This window comes from Paenilisteria newyorkensis (assembly GCF_000766145.1).
Classification (GTDB): Bacteria; Bacillota; Bacilli; order Lactobacillales; family Listeriaceae; genus Listeria_A; species Listeria_A newyorkensis.
The window spans coordinates 169,810-188,796 of record NZ_JNFB01000035.1 but is presented as its reverse complement, the minus strand read 5'-3'; the positions used below and the strand labels follow the sequence as shown (position 1 = coordinate 188,796).

The 18,987-nt window shown below is 44.5% G+C and carries 18 protein-coding genes; 11 read left to right on the top strand and 7 right to left on the bottom strand.

The window, feature by feature from the left end; all coding sequences use genetic code 11:
- Positions 1-5: 5 nt before the first annotated feature.
- The 10 genes from aroH to EP58_RS11555 all read left to right on the top strand — a co-directional run bounded on the left by aroH (position 6) and on the right by EP58_RS11555 (position 9,710).
- A complete protein-coding gene (aroH, locus tag EP58_RS11600) occupies positions 6-368 on the top strand; it encodes a chorismate mutase (protein WP_241481019.1) in 363 nt (120 codons plus the stop codon).
- A gap of 12 nt (positions 369-380) precedes the next feature.
- Positions 381-1,466: a histidinol-phosphate transaminase gene (gene hisC / locus EP58_RS11595; protein ID WP_036093591.1), complete on the top strand. Its 1,086-nt coding sequence runs from the start codon at positions 381-383 to the stop codon at positions 1,464-1,466.
- Positions 1,467-1,479: 13 nt separating this feature from the next.
- Entirely contained in the window at positions 1,480-2,580 is a 1,101-nt protein-coding gene (locus EP58_RS11590) for a prephenate dehydrogenase (RefSeq protein ID WP_036093590.1), read from the top strand.
- Positions 2,581-2,590: 10 nt separating this feature from the next.
- A complete protein-coding gene (gene aroA, locus EP58_RS11585) occupies positions 2,591-3,865 on the top strand; it encodes a 3-phosphoshikimate 1-carboxyvinyltransferase (protein ID WP_036093588.1) in 1,275 nt (424 codons plus the stop codon).
- A 118-nt stretch (positions 3,866-3,983) separates the two neighbouring features.
- The gene (locus EP58_RS11580) at positions 3,984-5,048 is read left to right on the top strand and encodes a Fic family protein (protein ID WP_036093585.1); all 1,065 of its coding nucleotides are present in this window, start codon (positions 3,984-3,986) and stop codon (positions 5,046-5,048) included.
- A gap of 89 nt (positions 5,049-5,137) precedes the next feature.
- On the top strand, positions 5,138-6,388 hold the full coding sequence (locus tag EP58_RS11575; protein WP_036093584.1) for a tetratricopeptide repeat protein: 1,251 nt from the start codon (positions 5,138-5,140) through the stop codon (positions 6,386-6,388).
- Positions 6,389-6,418: 30 nt separating this feature from the next.
- A complete protein-coding gene (locus tag EP58_RS11570; RefSeq protein WP_036093583.1) occupies positions 6,419-6,952 on the top strand; it encodes a ReoY family proteolytic degradation factor in 534 nt (177 codons plus the stop codon).
- 98 nt (positions 6,953-7,050) lie between these two features.
- Positions 7,051-7,644 (top strand): lipoprotein heptaprenylglyceryl N-acetyltransferase LhaT, encoded by a 594-nt coding sequence (gene lhaT / locus EP58_RS11565; protein WP_036093581.1) that lies wholly within the window; start codon positions 7,051-7,053, stop codon positions 7,642-7,644.
- 71 nt (positions 7,645-7,715) lie between these two features.
- Positions 7,716-8,399 (top strand): zinc metallopeptidase, encoded by a 684-nt coding sequence (locus EP58_RS11560; RefSeq protein WP_036093580.1) that lies wholly within the window; start codon positions 7,716-7,718, stop codon positions 8,397-8,399.
- Between the two features lie 54 nt (positions 8,400-8,453).
- A complete protein-coding gene (locus tag EP58_RS11555; protein WP_036093577.1) occupies positions 8,454-9,710 on the top strand; it encodes a BaiN/RdsA family NAD(P)/FAD-dependent oxidoreductase in 1,257 nt (418 codons plus the stop codon).
- A 57-nt stretch (positions 9,711-9,767) separates the two neighbouring features.
- On the opposite strand, the gene EP58_RS11550 is transcribed toward EP58_RS11555, so the two are convergent.
- Genes EP58_RS11550 through EP58_RS11540 form a run of 3 tightly spaced genes read right to left on the bottom strand, consistent with a single transcriptional unit; the run spans position 9,768 to position 12,838 of the window.
- Positions 9,768-10,208, bottom strand: a complete 441-nt coding sequence (locus tag EP58_RS11550) for a DUF1801 domain-containing protein (RefSeq protein ID WP_036093574.1) — start codon at positions 10,206-10,208, stop codon at positions 9,768-9,770.
- Positions 10,205-11,197 (bottom strand): serine hydrolase domain-containing protein, encoded by a 993-nt coding sequence (locus EP58_RS11545; protein WP_036093572.1) that lies wholly within the window; start codon positions 11,195-11,197, stop codon positions 10,205-10,207. The genes EP58_RS11550 and EP58_RS11545 overlap by 4 nt, the downstream gene beginning before the upstream one ends.
- A 6-nt stretch (positions 11,198-11,203) precedes the next feature.
- Entirely contained in the window at positions 11,204-12,838 is a 1,635-nt protein-coding gene (locus EP58_RS11540) for an NAD-dependent malic enzyme (RefSeq protein ID WP_036093571.1), read from the bottom strand.
- Positions 12,839-12,970: 132 nt separating this feature from the next.
- On the opposite strand from EP58_RS11540, the gene EP58_RS11535 reads away from it, so the two are divergent.
- The gene (locus EP58_RS11535; RefSeq protein WP_036093568.1) at positions 12,971-14,089 is read left to right on the top strand and encodes an NAD(P)/FAD-dependent oxidoreductase; all 1,119 of its coding nucleotides are present in this window, start codon (positions 12,971-12,973) and stop codon (positions 14,087-14,089) included.
- Here EP58_RS11535 and EP58_RS11530 read toward each other — a convergent pair.
- The 4 genes from EP58_RS11530 to EP58_RS11515 form a co-directional block, all read right to left on the bottom strand.
- Positions 14,079-16,070, bottom strand: a complete 1,992-nt coding sequence (locus EP58_RS11530) for an ABC transporter permease (RefSeq protein ID WP_036093567.1) — start codon at positions 16,068-16,070, stop codon at positions 14,079-14,081. The two genes, EP58_RS11535 and EP58_RS11530, sit on opposite strands and share 11 nt — an antisense overlap.
- Positions 16,045-16,815, bottom strand: coding sequence for an ABC transporter ATP-binding protein (locus tag EP58_RS11525; RefSeq protein ID WP_036093564.1), 771 nt, complete (start codon positions 16,813-16,815; stop codon positions 16,045-16,047). Before EP58_RS11525 ends, EP58_RS11530 begins: the two co-directional genes overlap by 26 nt.
- Positions 16,816-17,055: 240 nt before the next feature.
- Complete coding sequence (locus EP58_RS11520; protein WP_036093563.1) at positions 17,056-18,036, bottom strand: sensor histidine kinase; 981 nt, start codon at positions 18,034-18,036, stop codon at positions 17,056-17,058.
- Entirely contained in the window at positions 18,036-18,731 is a 696-nt protein-coding gene (locus EP58_RS11515) for a response regulator transcription factor (RefSeq protein ID WP_036093562.1), read from the bottom strand. Before EP58_RS11515 ends, EP58_RS11520 begins: the two co-directional genes overlap by 1 nt.
- Positions 18,732-18,987: the final 256 nt, after the last annotated feature.

Sequence of the window (18,987 nt, the reverse complement as noted above, 5' to 3'; positions counted from 1 at the left end):
AAATGATCAGAGGTATTAGAGGGGCAACAACAGTGACGGAGAATACGCCGGAAGCAATTTACAAGGCAACAATCGAGTTATTTCAGGCAATCGTGACGGAAAATGATTTGAAACCAGATGCGATATCGTCTGTTTTGACATCGGTAACGGGTGATATTGATGCGGCGTTTCCTGCCAAACCAATTCGTGAATTAGCTGGATTTCAGTTTGTACCAATTATGGGTGTGATGGAAATTCCAGTAGCAGGGGCACTGGCGATGTGTATTCGCTTAATGGTGAACGCGGAGGTTGGCGAAGTCGGGCAACAAGATGTGGCTCATATTTATTTAGAAGGTGCACGGGTTTTACGACCAGATTTGGCGAAGTAGGGGGTAACAGGAATGAAATGGAAAACAACATTAAACGGCTTACATTCATACAAACCAGGAAAACGGGAAGAGCAAGTCATGGCGGAACTAGGCCTGACGGAAATTACAAAACTGTCTTCGAATGAAAATCCACATGGCGTTTCTGAAAAAGTAGCGGATTACTTGAAGCACGTGGATGTGAGTGTGGAAATCTATCCGGATGGCTGGGCGTCTGATTTACGAACGCAACTCGCAGCGTATCATGGTGTAAAAGAGGACGAGTTGATTTTCACGAGTGGCGTCGATGAGTTGATTGCGTTACTATCGCGCACGCTGTTGTCTCCTTCGACGAGCACGGTCATGGCCGCGCCAACATTCCCGCAATATCGTCAAAACGCATGCATTGAAGGCGCGGAAGTCCGAGAAATCGCGTTAACGAAAAATGGTGATCATGATTTGCCAGGAATGCTTGCGGCTATCGATGAAACGACGAGTATCGTTTGGATTTGCAATCCGAATAATCCGACTGGAAATTACATAGCGCTAGATGCGATTATTCACTTTTTGCGTCAAGTTCCAAAAGACGTTTTAGTGGTGCTAGATGAGGCGTATATAGAATACGTAGAGCCGCAATCAGAGACACATACAGCGCTGATTTATGAGTTTTCGAATCTGATTATTACGCGCACATTTAGTAAAATTTACGGTCTGGCTAGTTCTCGCGTTGGTTACGGTATTGCGAACGCCGAAATTATCAGCCAAATTAACATCGTGAGGCCACCGTTTAACACGACGACAATGGGGCAAAAATTAGCTCAGATTGCACTGGCGGATCAGGATTTCATTGAGAAATGTCGTATGGAAAATGCGACTGGTCGAAAACAATATGAAGCCTTCGCAGCGCAAAATGAAGCGGTTTTCGTGTACCCATCACAAGGCAATTTTGTCCTAGTCGATATCGGGCAACCGGCAAACGATGTGTTTCGCTATTTAGAAAAGAATGGCTATATTGTGCGTTCTGGCTCGGCGCTTGGATTCCCAACAGCGGTACGGATAACGATCGGAAAAGCAGCGGAAAACGCAGCGGTGATTGCGTTGCTGCAACAATTAGTAAAGTAAGGGGTTTTGAAGGATGAAAGGAACAGTCGTTATCGTCGGACTTGGTCTGATTGGTGGATCTATCGCACTTTGCATTCGTGCGAAACATCCGCAGGCTCATATTATTGGTGTCGATATTTCAGAACAAACGATTTTAGCAGGCGATTCGCTTGGCATTATCGATGAGGGAACGACGAATTTGGCGGATGTTATTGCGCGTGCGGATTTGCTTGTTTTTTGTTGCCCAGTGCAGCAAACCGAGCAATTTTTAACGGAGTTACCAGGACTGCCACTGAAAGATAGTTTGCTCATCACGGATACAGGTAGCACGAAAATGCGGGTGATGCAACATGCGACGGCGATTCAAGAGGCAGGCTATACATTTATTGGTGGGCATCCGATGGCGGGTTCGCACAAAAGTGGCGTGACTGCTGCGAAATCGTTATTGTTTGAGAATGCGTATTATTTGTTGACGCCAAGTGAGGACGAGGACCCAAAGCATGTGGCCCTTTTGAGAGAATGGTTGGAAGGTACGAATGCGAAATTCTTGGAGTTGTCGGCGGCGGAGCATGATAATATTACGGGGATGCTGAGTCATTTACCGCATATTGTGGCGGCGGCACTTGTAAATCAGACGAGTGCTTTTACGCAAGAACATCCCGCGGCGTTTCGTTTAGCGGCAGGTGGTTTTCGCGATATTACGCGGATTGCTTCTTCTGATCCGACGATGTGGACGGATATTTCGCTTTCGAATAAAGACACGTTACGCGAACTACTTGGAAATTGGCGCGACGGTATGAACGAAGCGATTGATATGCTGGAAAAAGAAGATAGCGACGCGATTTATCAATTTTTCGATACGGCGAAAGAGTTTCGAGATTCGTTGCCGGTCCATCAAGAAGGCGCGATTCCATCTTTTTACGACTTGTTTGTCGATGTGCCTGACTATCCAGGTGTCATTTCTGAGGTCACTGGTTTTCTTGCGCAAGAAGAAATTAGCTTGATTAATATTAAAATTCTAGAAACACGCGAAGACATCATGGGGATTTTGCAGATTACATTCCAAAATGAAAAAGACCGCGAACGTGCGAAGCGTTGTATCGAGAAATATAGTCATTACCAATGTCACTTTTAGGGGGAAAACGATGCAGTTAATTACGAATAAGCAAGGATTAAATGGGACGATTCGAGTTCCAGGAGATAAGTCGATCTCTCACAGAAGCATTATGTTTGGTGCTTTGGCGGAAGGTACAACGACGGTGACTAACTTTTTAATGGGAGAAGATTGCCTGAGCACGATTGGCGTATTTCGCGCGCTAGGTGTGACAATTGACGTAACGCCAGAAAAAATAGTGGTGCAAGGTAAAGGCTGGGACGGCTTGCAAAAACCAGCGGAAACACTGGATGTAGGCAATTCAGGAACGACGATTCGGTTGATGTTGGGAATTTTAGCTGGGCGTTCGTTTGACGCGAAAATCGAGGGTGATGCTTCGATTGCAAAACGTCCGATGGGCCGGGTGATGAAGCCACTGCGCGAAATGGGTGCGATTTTTGAAGCGAAGGAAGCTAATTTTGCACCGGTAAAAGTGATTGGAACAAAGCTTGACACCATGACATACACGTTACCCGTTGCTAGTGCACAGGTGAAGAGCGCAATTATTTTTGCGGCACTACAAGCAGAGGGTGAAACAACAATCATCGAAAAAGAAAAGACGCGCGACCACACCGAGCAAATGATACGCCAATTTGGTGGGGAAATCGAAGTGGATGACCTGACGATTCGTGTTTCTGGCGGTCAGAAATTCCGAGGCCAGGAAGTCGTTGTTCCAGGCGATATTTCCTCCGCAGCGTTCTTCATTGTCGCGGGATTAATCATTCCCAACAGCAAAATTCGTCTAGAAAATGTCGGCATTAACCCAACGCGAACAGGGATTATCGATGTTGTCCAAGCGATGGGCGGGAAAATTACCGTTGAAAAAACAAGCGCAGTTGGGGACGAGCCGGCCGGAACGATTACCGTTGAATCGAGTGATTTAAAGGGCATTGAGATAGGTGGCGACATTATTCCGCGTCTCATCGATGAATTGCCAGTCATTGCGTTATTGGCATCCCAAGCGACGGGAAGAACGGTCATTAAAGACGCAGAAGAATTGAAAGTGAAAGAAACGAATCGTATTGATGCTGTCGTTACAGAACTGTCGAAAATGGGTGTGGCACTCGTTGGGACAGAAGATGGTATGATTATCGAGGGGCAACAAAACTTGCATGGTGCAACCGTAAAATCCTACGGCGATCATCGTATGGGAATGATGTTGCAAATTGCAGCATTGCTTGCAGATTCTGATGTAATGTTAGAAAATGCCGAAGCGGTCAAAGTTTCTTATCCCACTTTTTTTGAGGATGTAGCTTCTTTATATTAAGTTGAAAAAACGTGTGCAACTTTTGCACACGTTTTTATAATGTGTGCAATAATTAAGTTTTTTTGCACGCATTATGCTTTGTGTGCTATACTTAAAGAAAGAGAAGGGACGGACTCAAATGCTATTAGAATTGCCTAAACACAACGTAAACACAGATACAGTAACCATTTATAAGCAATTGGCAAAGTCGAATCGTGCCTTGGCAGAATTAAAAGGATATTCCGCGACGATACCGAATCAGTACATCCTGATTAATGCAATGACACTTAATGAAGCCAAAGATAGCTCGGCAATCGAACAAATTATCACGACACATGACGATTTATATCAAGCGATGTCCAAAGATAAAGTGCGTGACGCCGCTACGAAAGAAGTGCTCAACTATCGACACGCGCTTTGGGAAGGCTATCAGTATATCTTAAAACGGGACATCATCACAACGGCTCTCATCGAACATATCCAACGCATCATTGAAAATAGCAGAACGGGGATTCGTAAAGTCCCTGGTACGGCTATCAAAAACGTAACGACAGATGAGATCATCTACACGCCACCACAATCAGAATTGGAAATTAGAGATTTACTGGCGGATCTGGAGCAGTATATTAATTTGGATGACGGCACGGATCCACTCATCAAGTTGGCGCTTATTCATTACCAGTTCGAGGCAATTCATCCATTTTACGATGGGAACGGGCGTAGTGGGAGAATTTTGAATATATTGTACCTTGTATTGATGGGACTACTCGAGAGTCCGGTGCTTTATTTGAGCAAGTATATTTTGCGTACGAAGAAAGAATATTACGTGTTACTCCTAAAAATACAGCAGGATAGCGCTTACTTTGAGGAGTGGGTGGTGTATATTTTAAAAGGGGTAGAAGAAACGGCGCAAGAGACGCTAAAAATCATTCGTTCGATTACGGAGGCAATGGCTGAGTACGGGCAGGCGTTGAAGGAGAAGTTGCCTAAATTATACTCAAAGGAGCTAGTCGAAACACTGTTTTATGAATTTTATACGAAGATTATATATGTGGAACAACATCTAAATATTTCTCGACGGACTGCGGTGACTTATTTGCAAAAGTTGGAGGAGCACGGTTTTCTTATTTCGGAAATGATTGGGCGAGAACGGGTATATAAGAATAAAGTGTTATTTGACTTGATTGAGCAGGCGAATAAGTAAACGGGGGTCGGAGAAAGACTGTTTGACTTGTTTTGACCTTTCCGTTATAATAAGCCTACGAAACTAGGATAGATGTGAGGAGATTACTAATGAAATTTGCAGAGCAGATGTTAGCGGCTTTAGAGCAGGAAAACTTGCCTGAGGCGCAGAAATATTTTAAGCAAGCCTTACAAGATGGAACGGATGAGGAGCAGTATTGGTTAGCGGAACAATTGATGCAACTGGGTTTCTTGGAGGAAGCGGAAGATTTGTATGAACTTTTGCTTGCGAAGTATAAGGACGAAGGGGAATTATTGGTTCGTGCAGCAGAGGTCGCGATTGAGAAGGATGATATCGAGACGGCGATGGAATATTTGGAACAGGTCAATACGCAGGACGAAGCGTACCCGGAGAGCTTGCTAGTGCTCGCAGATTTGTATCAGATGCAGGGGCTTTTTGAAGTGACAGAAGCGAAGTTACAGCAGGCCAAAAATTTGCTTCCAAATGAGGCTGTGATTGATTTTGCATTGGGTGAATTTTATTTGTCAACGGCACGATTTGCGTCGGCGGTGCAGAGTTATCAGGCGGTGCTTGATGTGGGCGTGACGGAAATTGCGGGTAGTCAGATTTTTGAACGGATTGCGGAGAGTTTGGCGAGCAGTGGTTCTTTTGAAGAGGCGATTAGCTATTATGAGAAGGCGATTGCGGAACAAGAGGACGTTAATACGCTATTTGGACTTGGTTTGACGAGTTTTCAGGCGAGGGATTACACGAAGGCAATCTCAGCTTTAGAACGCTTGAAAGAGCACGATCCGGGATTCACGACACTTTACACGTACCTTGCTAAGAGCTACGAGGAAAATGGCGAGCCAGATAAAGCGCTGGAAGCATTGGTCGATGGTTTGAAGCAGGATGAATTCAATAAAGAAATGTTTTTGGAAGCTGGAAAATTGGCTTGGAAAAACGATCGGGCGGCGGATGCGGAACATTATTTCCGTCAGGCGATTGCGCTTGATCCAGAGTTCATCGATGCGATTTTAGAAGTGAATAAAATTTTGCTGAAAAAAGATGATCATGAGGGCATTGTAGAGCTCGTGGAATCGTTAGAACGCGAAATTGTCACGGAACCGCAAATTTTCTGGGACGTAAGTGTTGCATATCAGGAGCTGGATATCTATAATAAAGCAAAAGAAAACTATGAATTAGCGCATCCGCATTTTAGCGAAAACGCGACATTCTTGAAGGAATATGGCTTATTTTTACGCGAAGACGGCGATATTGCGAAGTCGGAAGAAGTATTGGCCATGTATTTGACACTCGAGCCCGGTGATGAAGAGATTTTAAGTTTATTAGGTTATTAATCCCCACTTTGATGGGAAGGAGTGAGTGAAATGAAAGCATCAATTAGCATTGAAGACAAGAAGGAATTTGTTAGATGGTTGTTAAATAAGCATCAAATGAAAATTAGAGAATCGATGTGGATTCTAAATTATATTGCAGGTCATGACCAAATTATGAAATATGTTCACTTCGTTGATAATGCAGAAGGGTGCCCTCGTGGACTTGTGCTCACTGCTCTCGGAGTGGATGACGAGCCGTTTCGATTCTTTAAGGGGAATATTGTGACGACGGATCCAGAGAAGGCGTTTCATGATATTCGTTTGAATTGGGATGAGGACATTTATATTCAGTTGCATTTCCCGGAAAGCTTGACTTCTCCTCGTTACGCTTTTGTGCGCGAGGATAATCCGTTTGAAGAGCTACAGATTTCGGATAAGGAGAAGCAAATCGCGGCGCAGTTCTTGGATACGGTTGTGGAACATTTTTCAAAAGAGAAATTGTTGCTTGAAATCGATGAGGCATTGGATGCGCACGACGAGGAACGATTCCAGAGCTTGATGGAGCAGTTTAAACAATATAGCTAATTTGAGAAGCATCTGTCCTTTTGGATAGGTGCTTTTGTTTTTCGTTTGAGGAGGAAGTCTGGTATTATGGGAAAAGAGAGTTCTTATGGGGGTGCAGGATGTATCGTTATTTGGCGAACAGGTCGTTTTTGCGGTTGCTGTTCATTGTCAATTTGTTGGGGGCTGTGTATGGGTATATTTGGTACGTTCCTCAACTGAAAATTACAGAACCACGATTTTGGATTTTTGTGCCGGATAGTCCGACGGCGATTTTATTTTTTGTATTTGTTTTGATGGCTTGGCTGGCGAAGAAACATTGGCCGCTAATGGAGGCGCTGGCGTTTGTTTGCTTGGTGAAATACGGATTATGGGCTGTTGGGATGAATATTGCTTACATGATAAATTTGGGGTACTTGGATACGATGAGTTTGATGTTGCTTACGTCGCATGGTTTAATGGCAGTGCAGGGACTGGTTTATGCGCCATTTTACAGGATTAAGTTTGAGCATTTTGCAATCGCAGCGATTTGGGTGTTACATAATGATGTCATTGACTACTTATTTGGCCAGATGCCGATTTATGGAGGGCTTGACCAGTACATAACGACGATTGGATACTGCACATTCTGGCTGACGATTTTCGTTTTATGGACGGTTTATGAAAAAACGCTGAAAAAGGGTGCCTTTAAATTAGAATTTCCTCATGAAGCCTAAAAGTTGTTGAGGTTTGGCGTTTTCTCCTATATAATTAAGGTAATACGTAGTAGTTAGGATGGGGATTTAAGATGAGTATTCAAATGTATATCGTTTATTTTTTGATTGTGGCATTAATACCTTTATGGGCGCAATATCGTGTCAAAAGCACTTATTCGCATTATTCGAAGGTGGCAATACGCACGGGATTGACTGGAGCGCAGGTGGCGCGTCAAATCTTGGATGCAAACGGTTTGTCAAACGTGCCGGTGCATGAAACTGGTGGCGTGCTAAGTGATCACTATGATCCACGTAAAAAAGCGGTGTTTCTATCATCGGCGAACTTTAATGGTCGTTCGATTGCGGGAACAGCGGTAGCGGCACATGAGGTGGGGCACGCGATTCAAGATGCAGAGAACTACTCGTTTATGCGTTTTCGTTCGGCACTTGTCCCAATTACGATGTTTAGTTCGAATGCCTCTTGGGTGTTCTTAATCATCGGGATGTTGGCGACTTTGCCAAACTTAATGTTGATAGGGATTGTTTTAATGGCAATCGGTGTATTGTTCCAGTTAATTACATTACCAGTCGAGTTTGACGCTTCAAAACGTGCACTCGTACAAATCAATCAACTTGGCCTTGTCGAATCAGACGAATTACCACAAGCTCGTAAAGTGTTAAGTGCAGCCGCAATGACGTACGTTGCAGCGATGGCAGTAGCCGTTTTGGAGCTTTTAAGATTGATTTTAATTTTTACAGGTATGAATCGAAACTAGAATTAGAAAAACGCTCTGTAATGGGCGTTTTTTGATGGGGAGAAGGATGATTGGATGGATTTTGATGTAATTGTTATTGGTGGTGGGCCGTCGGGATTGATGGCGGCAATCGCGGCGGCGGAGAAAAATAAGCGGGTTCTGCTCGTTGAAAAAGGGCCAAAACTAGGCAGAAAACTGATTTTGTCGGGCGGTGGGCGTTGTAATGTGACGAATCGCAAGCCTGCGGAAGAAATTATCAAGAATATACCGGGGAATGGGCGCTTTATGTATAGTCCATTTTCGGAATTTAATAATGAAGATATCATCGCCTTTTTTGAGAAATTAGGGGTGGCTTTGAAGGAAGAGGATCATGGCCGGATGTTCCCTGTGACGGACAGCGCGCGTTCAGTGGCTGATGCGATGATTTCACGGCTCGATAAGCTAAACGTGAAAATCTATATGAAAACGCCAGTGAAGCGTGTGAACTACCAAGAAGGGCAGGTTGTGGGCATTACGCTTGCGGATGGTCAAGAAATCGGTGCGCGAGCTGTGATTGTGGCTGTTGGTGGCAAATCAGTACCGCGGACAGGATCGACGGGAGATGGCTATGCCTGGGCGCGCGAGGCTGGGCATACGATTACGGAATTATATCCGACAGAGGTTCCAATTACATCGCGCGAGGCCTTTATCAAGAGCAAAGTGCTGCAAGGCATTTCTCTACGTGACGTGGCGCTCTCGGTTCTAAATCCAAAAGGAAAACCGATTATTACGCATCAAATGGACATGATCTTCACGCATTTTGGGGTGTCGGGTCCAGCAGCATTGCGCTGTAGCCAATTCGTGATTCAAGGTTTGAAGAAATTCGCGGTTCCGGAACTAACGATGATGATTGACTTTTTTCCAGATATATCAAAAGGGGAATTGGAGCAGGAAGTGATGGGGCTCGTGAAGGATAATCCTAAAAAGGCCGTCAAAAATGCGTTGAAATCGGTAATGCAAGAGCGGATGTTATTGTTTTTATTGGAACGCGCGGAAATTGATATCGATGCTGATTGTATTTCGGTTGCACAGAAAAAATGGCAGGCGTTCATCGAAACATTGAAGAAATTTACATTCCAAGTGAACGGGACGCTCGATTTCGAGAAGGCTTTCGTGACGGGTGGCGGTGTTTCTGTGAAGGAGATTATGCCGAAAGAAATGCAATCGAAGTTGATGCCAGGTTTATTTTTCTGCGGTGAAATATTAGATATTAACGGGTACACGGGTGGTTATAATATTACGTGTGCGCTTGTGACAGGGCGCTTGGCGGGAGTCAATGCGGCATTGCGCTAAGACAAATATAATAAGTGGAGGCAGTTTCCCCTAGAAAAATTGGGATTGCCTCCACTTTTATTTTTTCATGGTCGTTTCATATTGTTTAATCCAATCATCCACAGTGACTTTACTTGATAGCTCGCCGATCAGTTCGTATGGGATTTTCTTCGGGTTTGTGAATCGAATGCAGCCTTTTCCCATGTTGAGTTTGGTGGTCATATGTTTAGGATACTCGGTTTGGAACCAGTCTAAAAGGGCTTCATTGCCGAAAATTCCCATGTGGTATACAGCGATGTGTTGTTTTTGCGCTGCGATGGCGAAAAAGGGAAGCGAAAGATTTGAATCGCAGTGGTAACCATCGGGGTAACGGGATTTTGGAACAACGTAGGAAGGCATGCCATACTGGATTTCTTTTTCGAAACCGGCTGGAATGTTGGCATCCACCACGTGCATAAGTTTAGCAAAAGCGTCTTTTTTATCGGGTGCTATGTCGTCTATATATTCTTCGATTGTCATGTTTTTCCTCCTAAGTCTTGCATGAATTGTTCTACGATTTCGTCGCGACGTTCTAGAAAAATCGCATTATCTCGGCTCGGATGTACGCGGTTTGTGAGGACGATCAGCGCTGTTTTGTGTTGCAAATCGATGACGATGAAAGTGCCTGTGAAACCGGTATGGTACATAGCGAAATGATCCGTAGACGGGACTAAATCCCAGCCGAGGCCGCGTGAACGATTTAAATCTGGTGTGTAGTTTTTGGCGATATTGGTGATGCTTTCGTTGCTGAGAATTGGTTCGCCATCATGAAGCAGTGCTTTTGTATAATGAATCAGGTCTGAGAGATTGCTGAATAAGCCGGCGTGACCTGCGACGCTGTCCATTTGCCAAGCTTTGAAATCGTGGACGGTACCTGTGATAACGCCGCGATTTGGGTGGTCTTCGGTTGGGACGCAGGATTCTGGTGAAGTGGGATGGTAGCTCGTGTTTCGCATGGCGAGCGGTGTCAAGATGTTGCGTGTGACTTGTGCCTCTAAATCGTCGCCTAGTTGCTCCACGATATAGCCGAGTAGTAGAAAATTGGCATCTGCGTAGGTGACATTTGTTCCCGCAGGATTGGCTTGTGGCGTCGCTATACAGTAACGATAGACGTCTTCTTTTGATTCGATGGTGTACGCAGGAATATTTTTTGCCAAACCAGAACTATGTGTTAAAAGGTGCAAAATCGTGACCTCTGGATAGCGAAAATCTGGTAGGAAATCGTGTACTTTATCAGCTAGGTGCAAGCGTCCAGCTTCGATATGCTGCAAAACTAGAGTTGTCGTTGCGATGACTTTCGTTAAGGATGCGATATCGTAGACGGCGTCTGGCTCTAGCATTACTTTTTCAGGGATGAGTTGTTTCATACCGATAACATGTTGTTTTGTGCGATGAGGTGTGATGATGGCGTAGGAAATGCCTGGCACAATGCCATCGGTGACTAGTTTTTTTAATCGCGTATCCAACATGGGCGTTCACTCCTTATATTGAGGAAGCCAAATTGATTCATTGACAGCTTCCAGTGGATTTGAAATCGCGCGTTTGTTTAATCCGAGTTCGATTGTTTTTTCCACAACGGCGAGTGTAACAGCGTGTGATGTGTCGCGTAACGTCGCAACTGGTGGGAGTAAGGCCGCGCCGATTGTGCTGACATCTTCAACTTGTGTAGCAACGGCGTGACTGGCAGCGGCTAACATGTCGTCCGTAATTTCGCGAGCTTCGGTAATCACTGCTGCGAGGCCGAGCCCAGGATAAAGTAGGGCGTTGTTAGCTTGTCCGATAAAATAAGTATGGCCATCAAACAAAACAGGCTCAGAAGGGCTCCCAGTCACGACAAGCGCCTTCCCTTTTGTCCAGTTGATTAAATCGCGCGCAGTAGCCTCAGCAAGCTTTGTCGGATTCGATAGAGGCAAAATGGCAGGGCGTTCGACATGGCGACTCATTTCCAGTACAATCTCCTTTGAAAAGGCGCCCGTTACGCCAGAACAACCAATCAGCATCGTCGGTTTAACATGTTGCACAATCGCGAGTAAGTTCGTTAATTTCTCTGCAAAATCGGCAGTGTCACGTGCATATTTTTGCTGTCCAGCAGTTAGGTTTGGCAAGTCGGATATCACCAAGCCAGGGCGATCCACCAAGTAAAAACGAGCTTTTGCCTGTTCGGCGGTTAAGCCTTCATTGGCGACCATTTCTGCGACCAATTGATCGGCAATACCGATGCCCGCCGTCCCAGCACCAAAAATCACAATGCGTTGCTCGCTCAGCGGTAAATTTGATACGCGCGTAGTAGCAAGGGCCGCTGCAACAACCATCGCGCCAGTTCCTTGAATATCGTCGTTAAACGTGCATAATTCTTGACGATACGTTTCTAAAATTCGGCTTGCGTTGTCTCGTCCGAAATCCTCCCAATGAAGTACGGCTTTTGGGAAACAAGTTTTGACGGCAGCCACAAAACGGGCGATGAATGTATCATATGCAGGTGTCTCTAAGCGCGACGTCCGACTTCCTAAATAGCGAGTGTCGGCGCGCAAGGCCTTGTTATTCGTACCAGCATCGATGACGATCGGCAACACACAATCTGGCGCAAGCCCCGCCGCAACCGTATAGACCGCCAATTTTCCAATCGCAATGCTGACCCCGTTCAAGCCCCAATCGCCAATTCCAAGAATGCCTTCCCCGTCCGTCACGACAATCATCTTTATTTTCTCAGGATTCGGAACATTATTTTGGAAAAGCGAAACCAAATCGAGCGCACTATCTGCCTGCAAAAACAGCGCGTCTTGCGGGTTTTCCCAGTTTTTGTGATAGTGCATCACCGCGTCTCCAATCGTTGGCGTATAGATAATCGGCATCAACTCCGTCACATGATCGATCACTACTTTATAAAATAGCGTCCGATTCTCACTATAAAGCGTCATCAAAAACAGATGTTTCTCGAGGGGTGTCGTTTTTTTATGTAAAGCCGCATAAATACGCGTTGCCTGTTGTTCTAGCGTCTCGATTGTCGCGGGAATCAAGCCGTCCAAGCCCCATTCCGCGCGTTCTGTCACTGTAAACGCTGTACCTTTATTTTGAAAAGGGTCATTTAATCGTGCATATCCATTCATCATTTTGCATCCTACTCCTTTAGTTATCCTGTCTATATTCTACACCAGAAGTGGCTAAAAAATCGACTAATTTCCCTGCGCTTGTCAGAAATGTTCGGAATTTGTATAATGAGGGGTGAAGCGGGGTGCATAAAAATGGAGAAAATCGTCATTATTGGCGGAGGAATCGTGGGCATGACGGCTGCGTATTTACTCGCCAAGCAACAAAAAGAAGTCATCGTTATCGATAAAAAAGAGCCAGGTCAGGCAACAGTTGCAGCGGCTGGGATTGTGTGTCCGTGGTTATCGAAGCGCCGGAACAAGGTGTGGTACGAGCTGGCCAAAGATAGTGCGCGCTATTATCCGACGCTCATGCAAGAACTCGCGCAAGATACGACGCTGAATACGGGTTATAAAATGGTTGGTGCATTGTGTTTACGAGAAGACGAGACGAAGCTTGCGGAATTAGAGCAAATTGCCCGTGATCGCCACGAGGAGGCATCAGAAATCGGTGATATTAAACAATTGTCGAAAGCGGAAACGCAAGCGAAATTTCCGATTGTAAATCCAGCATTCGGAGGCGTTTTTGTGAGTGGTGGCGCGCGCGTGGACGGGAAATTGCTCGTTTTGGCGTTAGCGGACGCAGCAACAAGGCATGGCGCTAAGATCATTCGTGATAAAGCGCAACTCGAGAAGCATGGCGATACGGTCATCGTTGCTATCGGAAATGAGGTCATTATTGCTGACAAAATCATACTCGCAGCGGGGGCTTGGTTGCCAGAATTAGTGCAACCGCTCGGACTACAAGCCGCGATTCACCCGCAAAAAGGACAACTACTCCATCTTCAATTTGAGGAGGGTATCGACACGAATGAATGGCCGGTTGTTTTGCCACCGAGTGCGAAAAGTATCGTGCCATTTGATGATGGTCGGGTAATCATTGGTGCCACACATGAGAATGAGGGCGGTTTTGACTTGGAACCAACCGAGGCGGCCATCGAAGAAATTTTAGAGGAGATTGCTCGCTTTGCTCCGGCTGTAAAAAACGCAAAACTGGCGGAAATCCGGGTAGGTACGCGACCATTCACACCAGACTTCACGCCAGTTATTGGTACCTTGCCAACTGCAAAGCATATTTTTGTAGCTAATGGATTAGGCTCATCAGGACTCACAACAGGCCCTTACGTTGCCAAAATTCTTGTTGATTTGATTCAAGGGAGGACGCCGAAAACCGATATTGCTGGCTTTGATCCGAGCAGCGCGATTACTTCATGATGCGACGTAGCTGTTTCAAGTACTGATATTTCACGAAGAAATAATAGATAGCTTGGACGGCGATAAAGATACCAATCACGATACCAACATTTTGCCAAATATTGAAATCAAGTAAGTTTTGTAGGGCGAGGAAGGCTACGAGTGAATGGATAACTGCCACGAAAAGCGGTAAGAAAAACATGACGCGTAGTTGCCTCGCTACGATTTTATGCAGTTCGGATTTCGTTAAACCAATTTTGAAAAGCATTTTGTATTGTTGCTCGTCTCGTTTCAAATCGCTATGCAAGCGCAAGTAGATGAATCCGGCCGAGAAGGTGTAGAAGACAGCACCGCATAAGACGGTCAGTAGGAGAAGAAGGCCGTTGGTTTGTTGCATAGTTTGCCACTGTATAGCGAGTGATTCAAAACCAGTATAGATACCTTTGTCACTGTCTTGATTTTTTTCATTCCAACTATCAACATTATTTTGTAGTTTTTTTGCAGAGGCTGCGGTGCTTTCCCAGTCAACCATATGAAAAATGGTGTATGGAATTTTTGAATTATAGTTATCCTTGGGGTTTTTATAACGAACTTCTGCTTCCTGCCATAACGCATCAATATCTGCTTGATTGGCAATTATTGTCCCGATTTCTACACTGCTGGAACTGGAAGCATACGGGAAACGATTGATCGGCGCTACTTTTTCAACAGGTAGCGTTGTTTTTTGATTCGAAAGCTGAATTTCAATTTTATCAGGAGCATCACTTTTCAAATGGAGTTCACTGAGACTTTCTGTTGGAAGCAAGACGACTGTTCCTGGTGGTGTCGTTATTTTTGCTTCATTTCTCAAGTCCATCAATGCATTATAGTCTTCTATGGACAAGAAAGTATAAAAAACATCGGTATCGTCAGAGAATTGATAGAAATGTCCATTCGCTCTTTTATAGGAATCGCCTTGGAGCGTTTTTTCTGTATAGGAAATGATATCTTTGCTAATCGTGTCTTGCCCATAACCGGTATACGTAATCGCATATGGGTTTTCCGACATCTCCGCAAGCCCGCTACTACCAATCGCTGAGCTCGTTCCCATCGCAGTAATCGCTGTTGCAGAGATAATCGCCACGATGAAGAACGTACTCACATTATCACGCATTTGATAGATTAACTCTGAAAACGTAAGAAGATTTGTGCGTTTAAAAAAGAAACGTTCTCTCTTACGCAAACGTGTTAGCATAAAAACAAGCAACTGACTAAAGAAGAAATAGGTGCCAATGACGACTAGAATGACGCCGGTGAAGAGCGGGGTGAGAGCGAACGATTCACGATTTGTAAAAATAAGAACGATGCCGTATCCGGTTGTAATAAGCACTAAAGCAAGTAGCGCGATATACCATGCGGCTTTGATTTCCTTTTTCGGCTCCTTCTGTGAGGCGAGTAGAGCTTTTAGATTATTGACGCGAATCGTAAAAGAAGTAACGAAAGAAATGACTAAAAACATCAATCCAAAAACGCCAAATGTAAGCAAAATCGGTTTCCAAGGGAAGTAAAAAGGCAATGTTTCCGTTAACGCTAAGATTTTAGAACAGATCAGCAAGATGACCTTCGAAAAAATAAATCCAAAGATAACCCCGCAAACGACCGCAGAAAGCCCTGCTAACATATTCTCCCAGAAAATCAATTTAACGAGCTGTTTCTTATTGATTCCTTGAATGAGCAGTAAACCAAATTCTGCTTTTCTCGTTTTCAAAAACGTACTAACGGCGTAAAAAATCGCAAAAGCTGAGAAAATAACGATAATCACCTGTGAAACTTGAAAACCAATCATCGCAAAATAACTCATGGTTTCGCTAGAAGAATCAATACTGTCCTTAAATTCAGGGTGAAAAACGAGCAAAGCATAGACAAAAAACATCGTCACCGCGAAAAAACTAGTAAAGAAATAAGGACCATAGACTTTCGGATTACGGCGAACATTATTAATGACGAACTGGCGGAATGACATGTTGTTTTCCTCCTAGTAGCGTCAAAGTGTCCATAATTTGCTGGTAAAAGACAGCCGTGTTATCGCCGCGATAAATTTCGTTGTATAGCGAACCATCTTTAATAAATACAACGCGATCGCAGTAGGATGCAGCTTGCGGATCATGCGTGACGAGCAGGATGGTCGCTTCCTCTTCTTTATTCAATCGGCTAAGTAGTTGCATGACTTCCTCACTATTTTTGGAATCCAAATTTCCCGTAGGTTCATCCGCTAAAAATAATTTCGGTTCATGAATCGCAGCGCGCGCAACGGCTGTCCGTTGTGACTCACCACCTGAAATCTGATACGTCCGCTTATCTAAAATCGGCGTGATGCCAAGCTTTGCAGCAATCACATCTAACTTTTCATTCATCGTTTCCAGTGGGGTGCCATCGAGTGTGAGTGGTAGTAAAATATTTTCACGGACGGTCAACGTATCCAATAGATTAAATGATTGGAAAATAAAACCGAGTTCCTTCCGTCTAAATTCGGCGAGTTTATCAAAAGATAATGTATAGGGGTTTGCATCATGGATTTGCACAGTCCCGCTTGTTGGTGGGTCGATGGTAGCGATCATGTTGAGTAGCGTTGTTTTTCCGCTACCTGAGGGGCCCATAATCCCCACGAATTCTCCTTTTTCAACCGATAAATCCAGATTAGAAATTGCCTGGTATTGCACGTTTCCTGTATATATTTTATTGACTTGTTCTACTTTTAAAAGTGTCATAACAAGACCTCCTCTTTCGTTGATAGGACTAGTTTAGCAAACAAACGGGAAAGTGCGGTATCGATTCTAATGACAAAAGCTTACGTTGTTGTAAGTTTCAGCAAAAGCTCCGTTCCATAGTATAGTCCATGCTGCTACTCGCTTTTGCCTAGAAATTAAGCATTTGTCGCCACGCAGAGGTTTGTCGTGAAATCATGTATGGTGGTTTTTCCACAGTTGGAGGCTTATGTTATTCTCCGTTTATTTCTGGATAGGAATTCGAATTAGAATCGTTGTGCCGGAGCCTATTTGAGATTCGATGGCGAGTCGATACCCAAGCTTTTGACATATTTCTGATACGAGGAAAAGCCCCATGCCTGTAGAATGCTGGTATTTGCGGCCGTTTTCTCCTGTGAAGAAAGGGCGAAAAACACGAGGAAGGTCTGATTTTTCGATGCCGATACCGTAATCTTGGATAGTCAGTAAATAGCCTGTGGACTCTGTAATCGCTGTTATTTCGATGTTACTTCCTTTTTGTGGTGAGTATTTAATCGCATTGGACAGGAGTTGTCCCAACATAAAAACGAACCATTTTTTGTCGGTTTCTAAAAATAGACTGGAATCGATGTCGACTTTTGGATAGAGTTGATGTCGGATAAAAAGCCGTTTATGTTCGTTGATGGCTTCGGTGGCAAGCGTTTTTAAGTCTGTATGGTCAACAACGAAATCATTTTCAAAGGTTTCGAGGCGTAGTGTGTAAAGAACCGTGTCAAGGCCTTGCTTGATTTTATCGGTCTCTTCTTGAATGCTACGAAGCGTTGGGTCGGACTGGTTTTGTGTCATCAGCTCGATAACCGATACGGGGGTTTTCATTTGATGCACCCACTGATTGATGAAAATATTGCGATCGGCATCTTTTGCGCGCCATTTTTGTAAGTCGATTTGGTAGGCGTGGTATTGTTGCGCTAAGTAGCTTTCGAAGGCTTGTGTGAACGGGGAACCTTCGTTAGGATGAAATTCGGATGCTACGACATCGGCTTGTTCTAGGCGCTTAAAGACGCGGCGATATCCGAAGTAGCGGACGGTTAGGAACAAGATACTGAGCACTATCCAGAGAAAAAGGACATAGATGGTGAGGCGAGCACTGCTGTATCCGTCTAGCCAAAAGATGCCCACAGTTGAGAGCGATAAAATGAGTGCGAATAGAAGGAAGGATAGGTGACTACGAAAAAATAAACGCATTATGATTCCTCCTTGTAAACCCATTGGTAACCGTAACCGCGGACAGATTTAATCGAATCTTTGACACCAAGGTCTAGTAGCTTTTTACGGAGTCTGGCAACGTTGACACTCAACGTATTATCATCAATAAACGTGACTTCATCCCAAATTTCTTCATATAAGAGATCGCGATTTGCAACATTTGGAGCAGTTCGCCAAATAACTTCGAGCAGTTTCGCTTCATTTTTGCTAAGTTCTAGCGTTTTGCCAGCGCGTTCAATTGTGAATTTTAGCGGATAAAAGGAGAGTGTACCTTCATGAAATTCAGGTTCTTGATATTGGTTGGCAAAATCGCCATAGACGCGTCGCAATTGGGCACGCACTTTCGCGATAACGACTTGATAGGAAAATGGTTTTGTGATGTAGTCATCCGCTCCGTTTTCAAGCGCCATGACTTGGTCCAGTTCTCCATCACGCGCTGAGATGAAGATAATTGGGCAGACCGAGACTTCACGAATTTTGCGACACCAAAAGTAACCGTCATATTTCGGCAAATTGATATCGAGCAGGACAAGGTGAGGCGTTAGTTCTTCGAAAAGAGGCATCACGTCATCGAAGTCGGTTGTGATGTGGGCGTCTAGATTGTATCGGCGTAGGTAATCTTGTAATAGCGTCGCGATTTTTGGGTCGTCTTCAACGATTAGTATTTTTTCCATGGTTTTGGGCTCCTTTGTTGTGGGCCTTATGAAGCATCTTTTGCTGAATTAGGCCCACAATATGAGTGCGAACGCAGTGAGCATTCGTTCCTTAAAATGGCCGTTGGATGCAAAATAAGACTTATTTTTAAAACAGTAACGCAAAATTTTTTTAGTACGGTGCGCTGGTCTAGGTTTGTTGTGTGGCATTTTTTTATCGAGTGTGGCGTCATGCTCTGCGCCTCCGGATTCAGCTTTGTTGTGGTTCTTGAAAAGC